The 19,047-nt window shown below is 62.8% G+C and carries 13 protein-coding genes; 6 read left to right on the top strand and 7 right to left on the bottom strand.

The genetic code is table 11. The annotated features are described in order from the left end of the window. Position 1: 1 nt before the first annotated feature. The 3 genes from MSG_RS07150 to MSG_RS07140 are packed head-to-tail and all read left to right on the top strand — an operon-like array spanning position 2 to position 5,208. Positions 2-2,776 (top strand): MMPL/RND family transporter, encoded by a 2,775-nt coding sequence (locus MSG_RS07150; protein ID WP_096444180.1) that lies wholly within the window; start codon positions 2-4, stop codon positions 2,774-2,776. A 34-nt stretch (positions 2,777-2,810) separates the two neighbouring features. Next, complete coding sequence (locus MSG_RS07145) at positions 2,811-3,665, top strand: PNPOx family protein (protein WP_232011187.1); 855 nt, start codon at positions 2,811-2,813, stop codon at positions 3,663-3,665. Between the two features lie 19 nt (positions 3,666-3,684). Further along, positions 3,685-5,208, top strand: coding sequence for a molybdopterin-dependent oxidoreductase (locus MSG_RS07140; protein ID WP_096438305.1), 1,524 nt, complete (start codon positions 3,685-3,687; stop codon positions 5,206-5,208). Between the two features lie 8 nt (positions 5,209-5,216). Here the strand turns inward: MSG_RS07140 and MSG_RS07135 are convergent, their stop codons facing one another. Then, positions 5,217-5,417: a hypothetical protein gene (locus tag MSG_RS07135; RefSeq protein ID WP_096438303.1), complete on the bottom strand. Its 201-nt coding sequence runs from the start codon at positions 5,415-5,417 to the stop codon at positions 5,217-5,219. Between the two features lie 108 nt (positions 5,418-5,525). Continuing rightward, on the bottom strand, positions 5,526-6,743 hold the full coding sequence (locus MSG_RS07130) for a PPE family protein (protein WP_096438301.1): 1,218 nt from the start codon (positions 6,741-6,743) through the stop codon (positions 5,526-5,528). Between the two features lie 158 nt (positions 6,744-6,901). Between MSG_RS07130 and MSG_RS07125 the strand changes: the two genes are divergently transcribed. Then, positions 6,902-7,516, top strand: a complete 615-nt coding sequence (locus tag MSG_RS07125; protein WP_096438299.1) for a TetR/AcrR family transcriptional regulator — start codon at positions 6,902-6,904, stop codon at positions 7,514-7,516. A gap of 7 nt (positions 7,517-7,523) precedes the next feature. Here MSG_RS07125 and MSG_RS07120 read toward each other — a convergent pair whose 3' ends face one another. Further along, positions 7,524-8,609, bottom strand: a complete 1,086-nt coding sequence (locus MSG_RS07120; protein WP_096438297.1) for a methyltransferase — start codon at positions 8,607-8,609, stop codon at positions 7,524-7,526. 740 nt (positions 8,610-9,349) lie between these two features. Between MSG_RS07120 and MSG_RS24800 the strand changes: the two genes are divergently transcribed. Together MSG_RS24800 and MSG_RS07115 are read left to right on the top strand one after the other, a co-directional pair. Further along, the gene (locus tag MSG_RS24800; protein ID WP_142404458.1) at positions 9,350-9,598 is read left to right on the top strand and encodes a hypothetical protein; all 249 of its coding nucleotides are present in this window, start codon (positions 9,350-9,352) and stop codon (positions 9,596-9,598) included. Between the two features lie 71 nt (positions 9,599-9,669). Continuing rightward, positions 9,670-11,334: a hypothetical protein gene (locus MSG_RS07115; RefSeq protein ID WP_181159159.1), complete on the top strand. Its 1,665-nt coding sequence runs from the start codon at positions 9,670-9,672 to the stop codon at positions 11,332-11,334. Positions 11,335-11,477: 143 nt separating this feature from the next. Here MSG_RS07115 and MSG_RS07110 read toward each other — a convergent pair whose 3' ends face one another. The 4 genes from MSG_RS07110 to abc-f form a co-directional block, all read right to left on the bottom strand. Beyond that, complete coding sequence (locus MSG_RS07110) at positions 11,478-12,569, bottom strand: polyprenyl synthetase family protein (protein WP_232011249.1); 1,092 nt, start codon at positions 12,567-12,569, stop codon at positions 11,478-11,480. A gap of 123 nt (positions 12,570-12,692) precedes the next feature. Then, positions 12,693-14,900 carry an MMPL family transporter gene (locus MSG_RS07105; RefSeq protein WP_096438291.1) on the bottom strand — a complete coding sequence of 736 codons (2,208 nt, stop codon included), beginning with the start codon at positions 14,898-14,900 and terminating at the stop codon, positions 12,693-12,695. 241 nt (positions 14,901-15,141) lie between these two features. Next, positions 15,142-16,278, bottom strand: coding sequence for an acetylserotonin O-methyltransferase (locus tag MSG_RS07100; protein WP_232011186.1), 1,137 nt, complete (start codon positions 16,276-16,278; stop codon positions 15,142-15,144). Positions 16,279-16,968: 690 nt separating this feature from the next. Next, positions 16,969-18,645, bottom strand: coding sequence for a ribosomal protection-like ABC-F family protein (gene abc-f, locus MSG_RS07095; protein ID WP_096438289.1), 1,677 nt, complete (start codon positions 18,643-18,645; stop codon positions 16,969-16,971). Positions 18,646-19,047: the final 402 nt, after the last annotated feature.

The raw sequence follows: 19,047 nt of genomic DNA, 5'->3' as shown, positions 1-19,047 counted from the left end.
AATGGTTCGCGCCTTTGCGATCCCGATCATCTTCTTCTGGGCTCTGCTCGCCGTGTCTACGAACACCTTCATGCCCCAGGTAGAGCGGGTCGCAGAGGAACTCGCGGGCCCGTTGGTCCCGCACTACGCGCCGTCGCAGCGTGCGTTGCTGTCCATCGGCGCGAAGTTCCAAGAGTCGAATTCGACCAGCTTGGCCATGATCGTGCTGGAAGCCAACCGGCAACTCGGCGATACGGATCACCAGTACTACGACGAGTTGATGCGCCGGTTCAAACAAGACCCCAAGCACGTGCAGTACGTCATGGATCTGTGGGGCAAGCCGATCACCGCCGCCGGCGCGCAGAGCCTCGACGGCAAATCCGCCTACGTGCTGCTGCGTCTCGCGGGAGACATCGGCCAAATGCAAGCGAATGAGTCCGTTGCCGCCGTGCGGGACATCGTCGCGAAGGACCCGCCGCCGGCCGGGCTCAGGGTCTACGTCAGCGGCGCGGCGCCGCTCGCCTCCGACACGGTGGCCATCGCGAATTCGAGCCTGAACGACATCACGATCGTGACGATCTTCCTGATCATCGGGATGCTGCTGCTGGTGTATCGCTCCATCGTCACGCTGTTTGTGCCGTTGGCCGGGGTGCTGTTCGAGATGCTGGTCGCGAAGGGGGTCATCGCGACCCTCGGGCATCTCGGGTACATCGAGCTCTCGTCGTTCGCCGTCAACATCGTCGTCGCGTTGACCCTGGGCGCGGGGACCGATTACGGCATTTTCCTGATCGGCCGCTATCACGAGGCGCGACACGACGGCGAGGGCCGGGAGGAGGCGTTCTACACCGCATACAAGAGCGTCACTCCAGTCATCCTCGGCTCCGGCCTGACGATCGCGGGGGCGTGTTACTGCCTGACGTTCGCGCGCCTCAACTACTTCCACACCATGGGTCCGGCCGTCGCGATCAGCATGCTGTTCACCATCGCCGCGGCGCTGACGCTCGGCCCGGCCTTCTTGACCGTCGGCACCCTGTTCGGGCTGTTCGACCCGAAGAGCAAGGCCAAGGCGCACCTGTACCGGCGAATCGGCACGAGCGTGGTGCGGTGGCCGGTGCCGATCCTCTTCGCCAGTGCCACTGCCGTCCTGCTCGGGGCGATCTTCGTGCCGACGTACCGGCAGAACTACGACGATCGGCAGTACCAGCCGCACAACGCGCCCGCCAACCTGGGCTTCCAGGCCGCCGATCGACATTTCCCGAAAAGCAAGCTGTTCTCCGAGATGCTGATGATCGAGGCGGATCACGACATGCGGAACTCGGGTGACTTCATCTCGTTGGACCGCGCGGCCAAGGCTCTCGAACGCCTGCCCGGCGTCGCGATGGTGCAAAGCATCACCAGGCCGATGGGCCGAGCCTTGGAACACGCCACGATTCCCTACCTGTTCACCACCCAAGGCAGCGGCAGCGGCCAACAACTCCCGTTCAACCAGCAGCAGAATGCCAACACCGATCAGCAGGCGCAGATCACCCAGCACACAGTCGCGGTGTTGCGCAAGGAGATTGGCTTCTTCCAGACGGTGTCGGACGAGTTGCACAAGACGGTCCTCACATTGCAGGACGTGCAACAGGTCAGCGATGAGTTGCGGTCGAATCTGGCCAACCTCGAAGACTTCTTCCGGCCGATACGCAGCTATTTCTATTGGGAGAAGCACTGTTTCGACATTCCCGTATGTTGGGCATTCAGGTCCTTGTTCGAGTCGATCGACGGCTTGGACAAGCTGGCCGACGATATCAAGGACGCCGTTATCTCTCTCGAAGTCGTAGATCAGACGTTCCCGCAAATCATCACGCAGCTGAAGCTCACGGCCGACGACTCTGAGGCATTGGCCAATCTGCTCGTCAGCACCTACGGCCAGTCTTCGCTGCAGACCACACAGACCAACCAGACATTTGACGACCAGATCAATGTGGGGCTCGACTTCGATCAATCCCGAAGTGACGACTTCTTTTACATCCCGCACGAGGGTTTCGACAACGACGACGTGAAGACCGGCATGCAGCTGCTGATGTCGCCCGACGGCAAGGCCGCGCGGATTATCGTCACCCACGAGGGCGACGCCAACGGTCCGGAAGGCGTGCAACACGTCGAACAGTTCCCCAACGCCATAACGGTGGCGCTCAAAGAGACCTCACTGGCCGGCTCGAAGGTCTATATCGGCGGTTCCGGCGCAACCAACAAGGACATCAAGCAATACGCCGCGTCCGATCTGCTCATCGTCGCGATCGCCGCGTTCGTGCTGATCTTCTTGATCATGTTGTTCCTGACCAGAAGCCTGATGGCCGCCACGGTCATCCCCGGCACGGTGGCCTTCTCCTACGCCGGGGCGTTCGGGCTTTCCATACTCGTGTGGCAACACCTCATCGGCCTGCCGCTGCACTGGTTGGTACTGCCGCTGACGTTCATCATCCTGGTGGCGGTCGGTTCGGACTACAACCTGCTGTTGATCCTCCGGGTCAAAGAGGAGCTGCACGCCGGAATCCACACCGGCCTGATCCGCGCGCTCGGCAGCACCGGTGGTGTAGTGACTTCTGCGGGGTTGGTTTTCGCGTTCACCATGCTCGCGATGCTCACCAGCGATCTACGCACCGTGGGCCAGGTGGGGTCGACCGTCTGTATCGGCCTGCTGCTCGACACGCTGATCGTGCGGTCGTTCGTCGTGCCGTGCATCCTGCGCATCCTCGGGCCGTGGTTCTGGTGGCCGACCCTGGTGCGCAGCCGCCCGCTACCGCAACGCTAGGAAGCTTCGGGGCCCTCGTGGTGTTATTGCCGGCGTGACCTTTCACGAGGGCGAGCTGGTGACGCAGCGACGGGCCGGCGTCGAGGCCGAGGCCAAGCGCCTGGAGGCGATGCTCGAGAGATCCCGAGTGTCTGCGGGCGCGGCGCAATTCCTGAGCTCACAGCGGTTCGCCGCGATCACCGGGCGCGACGGTGACGGGGTGCTCTGGATCTCGCCGTTGGCCGGGCCGCCAGGGTTCCTGCGGGGCGACGACGACCAATTGCGGGTCTCGGTAACGCCGCGCGAGGGCGATCCCCTGCACGGGCTGCCGATCGGCCAGCAGGTCGGGCTGATCGCGATCGACTTCCCCACGCGGCGCCGGCTGCGGATCAACGGCGTCCTGGTCGACGCCGACGATGCCGGCATGACGGTGCACGTCGACCAGGCGTACGGCAACTGCCCCCAGCACATCCACCACCACGACGTTTCGCCGATCACCCGCGCCCCCGCGGCTACCCCAACGCGCACAACAACTTTGAGCGACGCCGATCAAGCCATGATCACAACCGCGGACACATTCTTCCTCGGGACCACCCATCCCACCCGGGGCAGCGACGCTTCCCACCGCGGAGGACCGCCCGGATTCGTTCGGGTCGACTCACCCGGTGAGTTGTGGTGGCCGGACTTCCCGGGCAACAACATGTTCAACAGCTTCGGCAATCTGGCAATCGACGACGAGGCTGCCCTGCTGTTCGTGAACTTCGACACGGGCGCCTCGTTGCACCTGTCGGGCAGGGCACAGGTGCAGTGGACCACGCCCGGGGCCGACGGTGACGACGGGGGCGTGGGCCGCCGCGTTGTGTTCAGGCTCGATTCCGTTGTCGCCTTGGGAAATTCGCTGGGCCCCTGAACACGGGTACAGTTGCTCGATGGCTGTTACCTCGTCCAATGAACGGATGATCGCCGGGGTGGCCGCCGCGGCCGTCTCGCTCGGGGTGGCCGAGCTGGTGGGTATCCCCTTCGGCGAGCGGGCCAATGCGCGCAGCGCGATCGGCTCGGCGGTCGTCGACCTGACGCCGGGGCCCTTCAAAGAGTGGGCGATTCAGAGCCTCGGCTCGTTGGACAAACCATTCTTGTCGTTCGCGGTGCTCGTGGCGATCGCGGTGCTCGCGGCGATCGCCGGGACGCTCGAGACCCGGCGCCGCCCGCTCGGCAGCGCCACCATCGCGGCGGCGGGTGTCGTCGGATGCGCCGCCGTCCTGTCGCGGCAGGGCGCAACGCTGCTCGACACGATCCCGACGATCGCGGGCGCCGCCTGCGGCATTGCCGCCCTGCGTCTGCTCACTCCCCGGTTCCCGCCGACAGAAGCCGAAGCGCAACCTTCGGATGGGCGCAGGCGCGCGCTGCTCATGTTCGGAGTCCTCGGTTTCGGCGTGGCGAGTGGGGTCGCCGGGGCGGTCGTCACGCGCTTGCTGCACTCCGTGGCCGGCGACCGCAACACCTTCGCACTCCCCCGAGCGCGGGTGCCGGCGCCACCGATACCCGCCGACGTCCAACCGAAGGGCGTTGCGCTGCCCCGTTTCGTCACCGCGAACACCGACTTCTATCGGGTGGACACAGCGCTCAGTGTTCCCCAACTCAGCCGCGCGGACTGGCGGCTGCGTATCCACGGCATGGTGGACCGCGAGGCCACCTACGGCTTCGACGACCTGGCGCAGTTCGACGTCGTCGAGACCGTGACGACCCTGACCTGCGTGTCGAATCCCGTTGGGGGGAACTTGATTTCGACGGGTGTGTGGACGGGCTATCGGGTCGCAGACCTGCTGGCGGCGGCGGGTGTGCGCCCAGGCGCCGACATGGCGCTGTCGACATCGGTCGACGGGTTCACTGCCGGCACGCCCGTGCAGGCACTCACCGGCAGCCGCGAAGCGCTGCTGGCGGTGGGCCTCAACGGCCAGCCGTTGCCGGTCGAGCACGGTTACCCGGCCCGGCTGGTAGTGCCCGGGCTCTATGGGTACGTGTCGGCGACCAAGTGGGTCGTCGACCTGGAGCTGACCCGATTCGACCGGGCCCAGGCGTACTGGACGCGGTTCGGTTGGGCAGAGCGTGCGCCAATCAAGACCGAGTCGCGCATCGACGTGCCGAGAACCGGCCAGACGGTGCCGATCGGGCCCGTCGTGTTCGGCGGCGTCGCGTGGGCACAGAACCGCGGCGTGCGGGCCGTGGAGGTCCTGATCGACGACGGGGGCTGGCGGCCGGCGCAACTGGGCGCGAGTTATTCCAATGAGACGTGGCGGTTGTGGAGCCTCCCCTGGGAAACGAAAACACCCGGGAAACATACGATTACGGTCCGCGCCACCGACAACACCGGGGCCGTCCAAACGCCGGAGCGGGTGGGCAGCGTGCCCGACGGCGCCACCGGCTGGCACACGGTGGAGTTCACCGTCGCCTAGGCTCAGGGTTATTTCGACGACAGCTTTCGCCAGCTGTAGATCGCGATCGCGACGCCGATCACCACCGTGATAGGACCGATGATGGACCAGGTGGTGGTGTTGCTCATCGGGCTGCCGCCAAGCACCCCGAATCCCTGCAACGCCCAGATCAGACCGAACGCTGCGACGAGCAGTCCGAGCGCGCATGTGACGACGAAGGCCCTGCCCATATACGCATCCTAGGCACCAGATGCCGGAGGTCGGCAGGTTCGACGGCTAGGGAGATTCCGTGCGCCCCGCTTCGGCTTGTCCTCGCCGGCGGCGCCGGCTGCGCCACCTCAACCGGCAGCAGAGACCGTTTCAGCCCATTGCAGCAGCCCGTCCACATTGAGCTGAGGCTGAATTCCCGCGGTACCCGCCAGGCCCGGCGCGGCCAGCCCGCCCAACGGGACCGCCACGGTGCTCGACGAGCTGGGTATGGGTGTCGCCGTGACGATGCTGACGGTGCCGAAGACGTTGGTGACGGAGGCGCCGGCGGGACCCGCGATGGCGGTGGCGGCGCTTCCGAAGGTTTGGATGGCGACCTGCTCCGTGCCGACGACGGGGAGTGTGGCGGAACCGTTGACAAGGGTGACCAGAACCTCCTGGAACGAGCCGGTCGTGAGGATGACGGGCTCAGAGCCGGCGGTGACATCGACACCGCTGGGGATCAGGACACCGTCGGCGGTGCAGTCGATGATCGTGTGAATTGTGCTGCCCGGGTTGACGATAACGGAGCCGAAGCTGATGAGATTGGTTCCGCTGCCCGTGATGGTGATGGAGCCGCTGTTGACGTACATACCGGTGCTGGCCCCAATGGTGATGGTGCTGCCCGGCGGGGCGGCGGCTGTTTCGCCGGGAGCGACTGGAGTGACCGAGTCGGCGGTGGCGGAGCTGACGGTGTGCGCCGTGGCGTTGGTCGAGGCCAGCTGCCTGGTGGCGTTGCCGGTCGCTTGCGCCACCGTCTGGGCCTGAGCATTCTGCGCTCCCGGGCTGGTCGTCCGGGGCGGCTCCTCGAACGGGGTCAAGGTGCCGGCGGCCTCACTCGCGGTGGCATAGCCGTACATGGCGGTGGCGTCTTGGGCCCACATCTCCAGATATTGAGCCTCACAGGCTGCGATCGCGGCGGTGTTCTGCCCGAAGAAATTGGTGGCGATCAAGACCATCAACTGCGCGCGGTTGGCGGCAATCACGGGCGGAGGCACGGTCATCGCGAACGCCGCCTCATACGCCGCGGCCGCCGCGTACGCCTGCACTGCCGTCTGCGCGGCTTGGCCCGCGGCACTGGACAACCACGCCACATAGGGCGTCGCCGCGGCCCTCATCAGCAGCGACGACGGGCCGGACCACGCCTGGGCGCACAGCCCGGTCAGTTCGGCTGCGTAGCCGCAAGCGGTCGACTCCAGCTGGACGGCCAGATCGTCCCAGCCCGCGGCGGCCGACAGCATCGGCCCTGAGCCGGGGCCGGCATACATCAGGCCGGAGTTGACCTCCGGGGGCAGCAACGCAAAGTCCATCGTCAGCCCTTTCCGCGGTCGGCGGTGGCCAGCTCCAGAGCCGAGATTTTTTCAACAGCTATGGAATAAATCCCAATGCGAAGCGTACAGTCGCCGCCTGGGCTTTTCAACTGTCATTGAAATGCTATCGTTCGCACGTGTCTTCACCTGGCAAAACGATGAAGCGCCGGGGCAGGCGCCAAGGCGAGCCGGTATCGCGCGACGCGGTCCTCCGCGCGGCGAAGCAGCAGTTCGCCAAGCACGGCTACGACAAGACCACGCTGCGCGCGATTGCTGACGACGCGCGCGTGGATCCGTCGATGATCCTCTATCTCTTCGGCTCGAAGGCGGCACTGTTTCGCGAGTCCATGAAGTTGGTGCTGCCGTCCGACCTGCTGACCACCGTGCTCACCGAGAAGAACGACGACTTAGGGTTCCTGGTCGTGCAGGCCTACCTCGCTATCTGGGAGCAGCCCGACACGGCGGCGAGCATGGCCTCGATGGTGCAGTCGGCGACGTCGAACAGCGACGCCAATGAAGCGTTTCGCAGTTTCCTGCACGACTACCTCCTCACCGCGGTATCCGACGCCTTGGGCGGTGGCGAGGAAGCGCGACTGCGCGCGACGCTGGCCGCCACCAACCTCGTCGGCACCGCGATGCTGCGCTACATCATGCGCGTGCCGCCCCTGTCGTCACTCGGGGTCGATGACGTGGTCAGGCTGCTGGGGCCGGCAGTGCATCGGTTTTTGACCGCCCCCGCCGACGAGCTGGCGCTGGACGCGCCGTCGCGTTAACTCTCGGCTAAACCGCGGTCGCCTCGACGATGCTGAGGGGTGACACGGTGTCGACGACGCGGGTCAACCGGAAACCGGCCTGTTCGAACAGACGGCCGTACTCGTCGGAGGTGCGTTCGCGCGCGCCGGCGACGACCAGCATCTCGAGGTCCACCCATTTGCCGTGGAAGTCGCGGTCGTGCTCGGGAATGACGAACTCGCACAACAACAGTCGCGCGCCAGCCCGAGCCGCGGTGCGTACGTTCGTCAGGATGCGAACCGCGTCTTCCCCGGGCCAGTCATGGATGACGCTCTTGAGCACGTAAGCGTCGCCGCCCTCCGGCACGGAATCGAAGAACGACCCCTCTTCGATTCGGATGCGGTCGTCGACTCCGTATTTGCGAAATAACTCGGGCGCCCCTGCCACGACCTCGGGAAGATCGAACAGCACGCCGCGCGAATTCGGAGCCGCCTCGAGGATTGCCGCCAACAGCCGACCGTGTCCGCCGCCGACATCGACGATCGTGCCGAAGGCACTGAAGTCGTAGGCCGCGGTCAAGGGCACGATCGCGAACTCGGACAGATTGGTCATGGCGGAGTTGAAGGTCTCCCCTAGCTCGCCCTCGTCGGCCAGGTATTCGAAAATCGGTTTGCCGCGCAGACCGGGGACCACCGGATGCCCGGTCCGGATCGCATCGGTCAGGTGGCTCCAGTGCTCGCGATGCTGCTGCGACCCGACCCACCGCGCCATCCCGGCCATCGACACGGGTGCATCGGTGCGCAACGTTTCCGCGAGTGGGGTCAGAGCGTAACGGCCGTCACGGCGCTGGCGGAATATGCCGATGCCGATCAGCGCGCGCAGGAGTCGCCTCAGGGCGTCGGCGTCGGCCCCGACCCGGCGTGCGAGATCCTCGCCGGACAACGGACCGTCCGCCAGGGCTTCCGCCAGGCGGAGATCGGCCGCGGTCGTGATCGCCTGAGCGACCCATGCGTTGAGGATCAATTCCATCACCACCGCCGCGGGCGGAGCAGAGCGTTGGCGCAGGCGCGACAGGTGGTAGCGGGCCCGCTCAACGGCTCGCGCAACCTTGGCCGGCGGAACCTTCGATGCCAAGAGACTTCCTCCTTGATCATGCTTGCCCTGGTGGACGTGTCCGCGACCTGCATCCTCTCAGGCGCTCCCGCCCCGCGACCGATCGCGTCGTCCGCATCAGAACTATGCCTACCGATAGGCAATATTTCAATACTCATTGAATTATTTGCCCTCGGCTTCTACAGTCCAGACAGAAGCCTGATGAAGGGAGTTGTCATGTCACGTCTAGCCACGAAGGTCGTCGTCGCGACGGTCCTCGCGTTTGCCGCCGTAACAGCCACGGCATGCGGTCCGGCGACGGTCTCGGTGGATCCACCCCTCGGGGTTGCGGCGGGGTAACACCGCGTCGCGTCCGGCGTGACTGATCCGCGGTGGCGCCAGACCTTGTGTCAATGGAAGAACGAAAACCATTGGAGGTCAACGTCTCCCATTTCATGGGATGCGAACGATAGTTATTGCGTCGAAGAACCGCGACGCGACCAAGCGCACGATGCTGTAGACCACCCTGGTCGCGACGATCATCGTCGAAATGTTCGCAGCCACAACGTCGGTGAACGTAAGTCAAGCCAGCAGGCGATCACGGACCTGATCAAAGGGCCTTTCGTCACCAGGATTCCATCCCCAAAGGCCCTGGCCGGTTGCACTCGCCGCCCGCTAGGTTTGGCAGTCTCGAAACTGTATAAGCCAAATCGCTGTCATTTTGAGGAGGACACGATGGCCATACACACTTCAGATCCCTCGTCGCAGAGCACGAGCCAACGATGACGGTGCGCATCTGCGACACCGCAGTCGAGAAGTTCGGCCAACAAGGGTTCGACGCGGAACTAACCGCCATCGGCGAGGCAGCCACCGTCAGCGCGAATCTGATTGCATCGAGGCTCGGCCCTATCGAGGCGCCACGCAAGTTCTGCGACAGCCTCACATCGACTGGCGCAGCGAGATCGGACTCGTTGCAATCTGTGTCGCCAAGTCTGCCGCTAGCGGAATCCCTCGCCGAAGGACAATGCTGACAATTACCCATCCTGATGCCGCCAACTGGCGTGGCCGAGCCGTGACGACGGTGTTGGGTCCATTACGCAGGATGTTTCGTCCGCTCGGGAAAGGCATGCTGTCCATTAGCGCATGCACGGTCCTGGTGCTCAGCGGAAGACCGCTGGATGCAACGACTAGACCGAGCGTGCCCCCGAGCACGCAGGCCCTATCCAATCCGCTGCGCGGCCAATACGAGGATCTCCTGGAACCGCTTTTCCCGCAAGGCAATCCCGCGCAACACCGGTATCCGCCGTGGCCTGCTGCGCATGATGGAAGTTTGCGTGTCACGTGGCGGCAGTTAGAGCCCACCGACCCGCGCACGTTGCCACTCGACGCCCCTGACGGCCAGAAGTTCGACTTCCGCACGATTGACGATGCGCTGACGAAACTGGCCGCCCGCAATATGCGACTGACCCTTCGCGTGGTCGCCTACAGCTCGTGTTGCGACACGGTCTTTCCGGACGCCACCAATATCGAGGTACCTGACTGGGTGCGTGCCATCCCTGGCGCCACCACCAGCTATCGCGGCCCGTCGGACGGCCCCGCCGCGGGAGTGACCCAGGTGGTGCCGAACTGGAACGATACCAATTACCTCGACGCCTTTGGACGGTTGGTCGCAGCGCTGGGGCGGCGCTACGACGGTGACGAGCGGCTGAGCGCTTTCGAGTTCTCTGGCTATGGCGATTGGAGCGAGAACCACATCGCGTATTTGCGTGACAAGCTGAGCGCGCCGGGCCCACAACCCGACGACAGCGAGGCGGAGCTGGGGTACTACAGCCAGTTTGCTGATCAAAGCATCACCGCCGCCTCGATTCGATATCTGGTCGCTGCGCATGTAAGCGCTTTTCCCCGTACACAATTGATGACGGCGGCGCTCAACCCGGAGATTGTGCGTCAGCTGCTCGCGGACGACGTCACGAAGAAACTGTCCGCGCCGGTGGGCATCCGCGCGGATTGCCTCGGTGTGCAGGCGCCGTTGCCCGCTTGGGCCGAGGCCGAAGGCTCATATTATGTGGAGTCGGCAGATCCGATCGTCACCGAACTAAAACGCCGGCTGGCCGCGGCGCCAGTAATTACCGAATGGTGCCTGTTGCCAGAGGGAGTTGATCCACGCTCCTACTACGAAAAGGGCCTACACGACGTCATCAAGTACCACGTGTCGATGACATCGAGTTGCGATTTCGCGGACACCCAGTCGACCACTCCGATGGACCCAGCGCTGTACCTGCTGTGGGCATGGGCCAACGCTGACGCCGGCTATCGATACTCAGTTGAGGCCCGGCCACGATCGCTGTCGATCCAGGGCAAGACGGCGAGCACATCATTGGTATGGACCAATTCCGGCTCCGCTGCGGCAACCGAGAAATGGCTTCCCCGCTACCAACTGACGGATGCCGCGGGAGCGGTGGTTAAGACGCTGCCGGCAATGGTCAGCCTAAAAACGCTGGTCCCATACGATGCCGGCCAGTCACGCGAACAGCCGGTTCCGGTGTCAGTCGCCGAGCCAGTCCACATCGACCTGGTCGGCTTGACGCCCGGGCACTACACCTTGCAGGCGTCGGTGTCGTGGCAGCAACACAAACCCAATGCTTCGCGGGTGGTGGACTATCCGCCCATGGAGTTGGCATCAGACGGGCGCGACAGTTCCGGAAGATATCCCATCGCGACGCTCGACATACCGCGCAATGCGCTGGCCGCTGTCCCGCAACGGTGAGTGTCAGGCGCAATTGTCGTCACGGTTGTCGTCAGCTCAACTTTCTTGGTGGCACATCAAGATCGCCAGCCGCGACAGCGTGTTGACGACGGTTGAAGACCAGGCCCGTCACCACACCTAGAAACCGTCGTCCACACTGCGCATCACGCGGCTCGCTTCGCGCACTTGAAAGCCATGTCGCACAGGGCTTCATGAGTGGCCACCGTGATCCCGGCGCCCTCGAGAACATCGAGCGCGAAGGTCAGTCGCTCGCTGATGTGCTTCTCGATGTATTGAACGGCACCGCTGCGGACGATCAGCTCTCGCCAGCGTTCGGCACTTGCGTCATCGATCTCTCCGCCGTCCATGAGTTCGACCAGCTCCCGCCGTACACCCGGCCCGGCAAGCTCGTGCGCGGCGACGACGACACTTGTCGTCTTCTGCATCATCAAGTCGATGCCCGCCGGTTTTCCCGTGACCGACGGTGAACCGAACACGTCGAGCAGGTCGTCGCGCAACTGGAAGGCCTCCCCGATCGCGGTGCCGTATCCGGACAGCGCATCGAGCACTTCGGTGCCGCAATTCGCCATCGCCGCACCCATCTCCAGCGGGCGGCGCACAGTGTAATTTCCGGACTTACGGCGTAGCACGTCGAGCACGTCATCGAAGCTCGGCAACGTCTGCGCGCTGTTGACCAGGTCGGCGAACTGTCCGATCGCTAGTTCGGTCCGCATCTGGTCGTACCGGGGCCAGACCCGGGCGAGGGCATCCGCGCCAATTCCGCTGCGGCGCAACATCTCCTCGGCCCATACCAGGCAAAGATCGCCGAGGAGGACGGCGGCGGATTCGCCGAAACGATCCGCGGAGCCTGCCAGCGCATTGCTGGCGTGCCATCGGGCGAACACGACGTGGGCCGCTGGCTGGGCGCGGCGCAACGGCGACCCGTCCATGACGTCGTCCTGCATGAGCGCGAAGCAGTGGAGCAACTCCAGGCTCGCGGACGCCCGCAACGCCGCTTCGTCCGCGGCGCCCCCACATAACCATCCCAGATACATGAACGTCGATCGCAGGTATTTACCCCCGGCGACGAAGTTGCCGAGCACGTCGGCCGCCACATCGACGTGAGAGCCGCCGAGCCGAGGGACGCATTCACGACGGACGAACTCGGTCAGGTGGTCCCGTACCGCGTCGCGCACGGATGCCAGACAGATCGGGTCGTCTCGATGCGAATTATGCCCACCTTTCTTGTTGCGCACGCCACCACGGCTAACTCTCACGTGCACGCTCCTCATTGGGTAGTTGACCGACGCCGGCGCAACGAATTCGTAGCCGCGTCCCGCCCGGATGGGTGGGACGCCGCACCCAATGTGTGATATAGGTCACTCAAGCGTGGGCTTCCGGTCGCGCTGCAACCACCTCGGTGCCCACCAATTCCACCGTCCGAGAAGATGCATGAGCGCCGGTAGCAACATCATCCGTACCAACGTTGCGTCGACCACCACAGCCAGCGCCAGCCCGAGGCCGAACATCCTCATGAAGGACACCTGGGCTGCGATCAAGCCGGCGAATGAGATCGCCATGATTATCGCCGCCGCGGTCACGACGCGTCCCGTGTGCGCCAGGCCACGAGCCACGCTCTCGTCGTTCGCGGCGGCGGAGGCGGTACCCGCGACCCAAAACTCCCGGATCCGAGCCAGCAAGAACACCTCGTAATCCATGGCCAACCCGAACGCGATGCAGAACAACAGCACCGGAATGTTGGCCACCAGCGTGCCGCTCGGCGTAGTCCCCAGCCCACCGAGATGGCCGTCCTGGAAGATCCACACGAGCGCGCCGAACGCCGCGGTCAACGACAAGGTGTTCAGCACCAGCGCCTTGGCCGGCAGCACGACACTGCGGGTGAGCAGGAAAAGCACCACATACGTGATAGCGGCGATCAAGCCGAGCACGAGCGGGAGCCGCGCGCTGATGGCCCCCACGCTGTCGCGGTTGAGTGCGGCTACCCCCGTCATCAACACGACACGGCCCCCGGGACCGGGCAGCGCGCGCAGGCCATCCAACTGCGCTTCGGAGGCCGCTGAAAATGGCGGAGCGACACTGGTGACGCTCAGATAGAGACTGCCGTCGGCGGCGCCCGCGGCGTCCGGCGAGGGTGGCCCCACAGCCCGCCCACCGACGAAGGTGGCCGTCGGCGCGGAGACCGCCGCGACGTCGACCACCCGTGAGGCCTGTGCCGCGTACCGCTCGACATCGGCCGAAACCAGGCCACGCGCATCAGGGACGACCAGTATGGCCCCGGTTCCGGACTGGGCTACGAACTCCGTCCGCAGTTCATCACCCACTTGATGCGCCGACGCCGATCGAGGCAACACCCGGTCATCCGGAAAACCCCAGCGGAAACCGAAGAAGGGGATGCCCGAACTGATCAGCAGTACTGCCACGGCCAGACCGACGACTATTGCGTGGCGGATCACGAACCTGGACCAGCGGTACCAAAAGCCTTGCCGGACAACGGCATCGTTGCCGACATCGCCGTCGACTCGGCGACGCCCTGCTCGCTCGTCGAGCCGGGCGCCGAGCAGTGCGATCCCGGCCGGTGTCAAAACGATCGCCGCGACAGCGGATAACACGACCGTCGCGATGCCGCCATACGCGAACGACCTAAGGAAAGGTATCGGAAATAGCACCATCGTGGTCATCGACAACGCCACCGTGAGCGCCGAAAACAAAATCGTGCGCCCCGCCGTCGTCATCATGGTGGTAAGCGCCTGGGCCGGATCGGACCCTGCAGTTAGTTCGTCGCGGTAACGGCTGATCATCAACAGCGTGTAGTCGACAGCCAGGGCCAGCCCCAGCGCCGTTGTGAGGCTTAGGGCGAAGATGGACACCTCGGCCCAGATTGCCATCAGACGCAGAAACGCAAATGAGCCCGCAATCGCCACCGCGGCCGCGGCCAATGGGAGCAACGCGACCCGAACGCCGCCGAACACCCATACCAGGACCAGTAGGCTCATCGGGATTGCAATCGACTCCATCGTGAACACGTCGCGCAAGGTCTGTTGGACTATCTGCGAGTACACCATCGCCGACCCCCCAGACTTGACGCTTACACCGGGGAAAGCGGGCACGATGTCGGCGTTAACCGAGTCGACGATCATCTGCGCTTGCCGAGCTGCCTGAGCCTCGCGGCCGTTGAGATCGGCAACGATCAAACCCGCACGGCGGTTAGCACTCAGTAGCGCGACCGAGGCCTGGGGCGACGACGTCCACGCCGATACCACCGCGGTCACGCCAGGCGCGTGCGTGAGTTTCTCGATAATCCGGTTACTGGCGGTCCGGGCGTCTGGGCTGTCGATACCTCGGTCGTCAGCGACGATGAACACCAGCTGCAGTACGCCCTTATGGAACACATCAGTCAGCAGGCGCGTCGCGTGCGCGGATCCCGACGCCGGATCCTCGAACCCGCTCGCGGAGAGACTGGCTGCCGCCGGCGCCCCGAAAACCGCAGCACCAGCAGTCATTAATGCGACGAGAGCGACGATTCGCCGCGGCGCGGCGAGCGCCAGTCGCGCAAGGCGTTGGAGCATATGACCTCCCAGTTCGCACGTAAACCGCCTCGCCGATACGTTGAAACGCCCCTAGGACCAATCACTTTTCAGCAGGAATGGCCCTGAATTGAGCGGGCGTCGCTTCCAACCGCAGGCTCGGCTGCTCGAATCGGTATGCCGTCCAGCAGCGGGCGGTGATGACGAAAAGGCCGCATTTCTTCGTGATCCGCCGGGATCACGCTCACCGCGTGCAACCGAAACATGTGCTGGACGCTCCCTGCTAGATGGCTTCAGCTTCGAGGACGCTGAACGCGGACACCGTTTCGACCACGCGCTTCAGTTGAAAGCCGGCGCGCTCAAGCAGTTCACGGTATTGATCGGCCGTGCGTAACCGTGTCCCAGCGGTGACGAACATATCCAGATCGAGCCAGTTCCCAGCGAATTCACGGTTGTGCTGCGGGATCACCGGTTCGATGACCAACAAGTGCTTACCGGGCCCAGCGGCTGCGCGCACGTTACGCAGGATGCGCGAGGCATCCTGATCGGGCCAGTCGTGGAGCACGTCCTTAATGACATAGGCGTCGCCTCCAACCGGTATGACCTCGTCGAAAAATGAACCTTTGACCAGCCGGACCCTCTGCGAGATCCCATGTTTACCAAGCTCGGTCGGGGCACCCGCCAAGACTTGCGGCATATCGAAAAGGATGCCGTGTGACTTCGGCGCGGCGGCTAGGATCGCAGCAAGCAACCGGCCATGCCCGCCCCCGACATCCACGATGGTGCGGTAGGGGTTGAAGTCGTAGGCAGCCATCAGCGGCGCAAGCGAAAGTTCCGACACGCTGGTCATTGCTGAGTTGAATATCTCGTGCAGTTCGGGCTCGCCGGCTAGGTAGTCGAACAGGTGCTGGCCCTGCATCTCCACTGACCGGCAGCGACCGGCGCGGATCCCCTCGCTCAGGTGGCTCCAAAGCTCACGCATCTGTGGCGAACCCGCCCATCTGACCCATCCGGCCAGGGATATTCGGGCGTCGCGACGAAGCGGCTGTGCCAGCGGCGTCAGGTCGTAGCGGCCGTCGCGGCATCTACGAAAAATCCCTCGGGTACTCAGGGCCCGCATCAATCGGCTGAGCGCATCGACGTCTGCGTCGACCGCGAGCGCCAAATCCTCGACCGACAGCGGCCCTTGCGCCAGCGCGTCCGCGACGCCGAGATCGGCGGCCGCGGTGATTGACTGGGCAACCCACCCATCAATTACCATCTCCAGCAAACCGACCGAGGCGGGCACCGTACGCCGCTGCAGCTGACCAAGATGATGCCTCGCCCGCTCTATCGCCCGGACCACCTTGACCGGTGGAATTTTCGAGGCAGCGATCCGGTCGACCGCCTCAAGCACGAGGCTGAACATCTTGTGGGTCATGCCTTTTGATCCTCAACTCATATTGCCTGCTGACGTGATTTCAGCAAACTCTAGTTCGCTGCGACACAGTCGATCGGACAGTTTGTATTCGGAGCCGGGAGCTCGTCGGACGGCCAGGACCTGGTCCAGCCCACTGACCAAGACGAACTCGAGGACGAGAGCAGCCACCACATCAACCCCGAACGAAACTACTGGCGCAACCAAAACAAAAACCCCGGCCGACGGCCGGGGAATCTGTAACCCATGACGCGACTCATCTGTCATCTATGAATCGACTCATCACAATCGTGAAGCTAAGGGGATTCGGAACCCCTGACCCCCACACTGCCAGGACCAGGCAGGGACCGTGAACAGGCACGATGTTGCCGTTTCGGCAGTGTAGGGACGGTGGTTGAGGGAGCAATTGTCCTCGCGGTTGTCGTCAAAATTGTCGTCAAGCTGAACCCTCTTGGTAGCTCCAGCTGCGCAGTCGCTCCGCGATCTCGTCCAGTTCGGTAATTGCACCAGTAGCTATGGTGCACGAAGGGAATTCGCGCACAAGGACTCGCAAAGGTGGATCCTTTGGCTATATGTCTTGGTCAGCGCGGAATATGGAGGTCGCTCGCCATCCTCCATGGTGGTGCTCCCTAGGAATCGGCTTTCGGGTAGGTTCGCGCGACTGAGGGGCTCGCCGAAGTCATTTCACAAATGTTAAGTTGCGACCAGTTTGGACGCTTCCCCTACCTCCAGCTTCCCATCGATCAGGCGCCACCACGTGTTTGATAGCACACGCATCAGCCTACGGTCATGTGTCACGACCACGACCGGCCCCGCGAAACTAAGCAGAGCGGCCTGCAGTGACTCAACGACGTCGAACGATAGATGGTTTGTCGGTTCGTCGAGCATCAAAACGTCAGGAGCGGAGGCTATCAAAATTCCCAGATCAACCTTCCGTTGCTGGCCTGTGGAAAGTTCGCTTGCACGTTTGCGCAGGTCTTCGCGTAAAATCAATCCCCACTGGATCAACCAGCCGCGCGATTCGTCTGGTACCTCGTCTAAACCTCTCAAACGTAGGCCGGCAGTAATATTGGCAGCGACTGTTTCGGCAGGAAGGGGCAGACGTGTCTTTTGCGATAAATAGCCAACCTTCATTTCTTTCCTGACCTGAATCTCGCCAGAATCTGGTTCTAACTCGTTAGCTAGTATCTTCAACAGAGTTGATTTTCCGGTCCCATTTTCGCCGACTATACAAATACGATCACGAGCATTCACTTCGCAGCGTACTCGGTCAAGTATCTTACGGCCTCCGTAAGACACGTTAACATCGCGGGCTTCGATGGCAATGGCATCCTTGGGCAGGCTACCCGATGTCAGATTGGCTCGAAAGCGGAGTGGGTCCGGTGGTGGTAACAAAAGATTTCCCTCAATACGATCGAGTTTCTCTCGAGCTGCCCGAACATTTCGACTTACCGCTCTTTCTACATTCGCGCCGCGGAAGTTATACGACGTTTTGTCATGATCTGTTCGCGCCCTGCTGTGCCCGACAGATCGCGCGGTCGTCGCCGCCTTCTCTCGAAGGTCAGCTATTTCCTTTTGTTGGAGGTCGTAGGCTTGTTGAGCCTGAACGCGTGCTGCCGCTTTAGCCGTCAGATATCGACCGTAGTTGCCTTCATACCGAGTGAACGTGTGCTGGTGCTCATCAAGTTCAACAATGGCATTCGCAAGGGCATCAATGAAATCTCGATCATGACTAATCAGCAGCACAGCACCTTTGTATTCGCGCAAATATGTCTCCAGCCATGTCAAAGCATTACTATCTAAGTCATTAGTCGGCTCATCTAGCAATAATATGTCCGGTGAAGCCAGTAGTAACGCTGCAAAAGCGACTCGCGCGCTTTCGCCTCCCGATAAATCCACGACTGCTTGGCTACGCTTCAGATATCCGACACCAAGCCCGTCGAGAATGCGATCGATATTAGAATCGAGTTCGTAGCCACCTCTTGCTTCGAAGTGATGAGACAATTCTCCGTATTCAACAAGTAGTTCGGAGTCGGCGCCATTGGAGTTCGCCATTTCGCCTTCCAAGACACGCATGCGTTGTTCAATCGCCCGCAATCCGGCAGAAGATGAAGCAATGACATCGTCGATAGTCTCACCCGATATCACGCGCATAGTCTGGGGTAGGTATCCGACTTCGTCAAGCTTCGAATGACTTATCGTGCCCTCGTCAAAACTCTCCTCGCCAGCCAAAATTCGCATGAAAGTGGATTTTCCGGACCCATTGGATCCTACGAGGGCGATGCAATCACCTTCATTTAACCCGAGACTGACGTTAGCGAGCACTTGCTGATTGCCGAAGGACTTACTTACTTCTTTTGCGGTGAGCATAAAGATTTTCTCCAGAAATTAACCATAATTGATACAGTGAAGTATAGCGCGTTTGTCCAGTTTTTTTTCATCTCCGGAGGTTCCGGCTCGACCAGCGCGCCGCACCTGGCTGCAATTGTCCGCCTCAATCAATTAGTATCGGCGCCCCAGTCGAAATTATTGACCTTATCGACTTTGCGCTGATCGAACCAAAAACTGACACCCTGCCGGAAGATTGATGCGCGCCATGTGCAACGCGGCATCTGCGGAAGATCGCCGATTCGGACCAGCTGCGTTGATTGCTTACCGAACTGAAAGGTCAGAACACCTAATCGAAAGAATCGGGCGCTGGCAGCTGTAAGTGCGTCATAGCATAAATTACAAACGCTCCGTGCGCGGGATTGAAAAAGTTCCAGTTTGGCC

The sequence above is a fragment of the Mycobacterium shigaense genome (assembly GCF_002356315.1).
Classification (GTDB): Bacteria; Actinomycetota; Actinomycetes; order Mycobacteriales; family Mycobacteriaceae; genus Mycobacterium; species Mycobacterium shigaense.
Note: the sequence above shows the minus strand (reverse complement) of the source record. Positions and strands in the feature narration are given on the sequence as shown.

Excerpts from the sequence above, each read along its gene's own strand:
- MSG_RS07105 (WP_096438291.1), bottom strand. The coding sequence starts at position 14,900 with ATGCTCCAACGCCTTGCGCGACTGGCGCTCGCCGCGCCGCGGCGAATC.
- MSG_RS07125 (WP_096438299.1), top strand. The coding sequence starts at position 6,902 with ATGAAGCGCCGGGGCAGGCGCCAAGGCGAGCCGGTATCGCGCGACGCG.
- MSG_RS07100 (WP_232011186.1), bottom strand. The coding sequence starts at position 16,278 with ATGACCCACAAGATGTTCAGCCTCGTGCTTGAGGCGGTCGACCGGATC.
- MSG_RS24800 (WP_142404458.1), top strand. The coding sequence starts at position 9,350 with ATGACGGTGCGCATCTGCGACACCGCAGTCGAGAAGTTCGGCCAACAA.
- MSG_RS07135 (WP_096438303.1), bottom strand. The coding sequence starts at position 5,417 with ATGGGCAGGGCCTTCGTCGTCACATGCGCGCTCGGACTGCTCGTCGCA.
- MSG_RS07150 (WP_096444180.1), top strand. The coding sequence starts at position 2 with ATGGTTCGCGCCTTTGCGATCCCGATCATCTTCTTCTGGGCTCTGCTC.
- abc-f (WP_096438289.1), bottom strand. The coding sequence starts at position 18,645 with ATGCTCACCGCAAAAGAAGTAAGTAAGTCCTTCGGCAATCAGCAAGTG.
- MSG_RS07115 (WP_181159159.1), top strand. The coding sequence starts at position 9,670 with ATGTTTCGTCCGCTCGGGAAAGGCATGCTGTCCATTAGCGCATGCACG.
- MSG_RS07140 (WP_096438305.1), top strand. The coding sequence starts at position 3,685 with ATGGCTGTTACCTCGTCCAATGAACGGATGATCGCCGGGGTGGCCGCC.
- MSG_RS07130 (WP_096438301.1), bottom strand. The coding sequence starts at position 6,743 with ATGGACTTTGCGTTGCTGCCCCCGGAGGTCAACTCCGGCCTGATGTAT.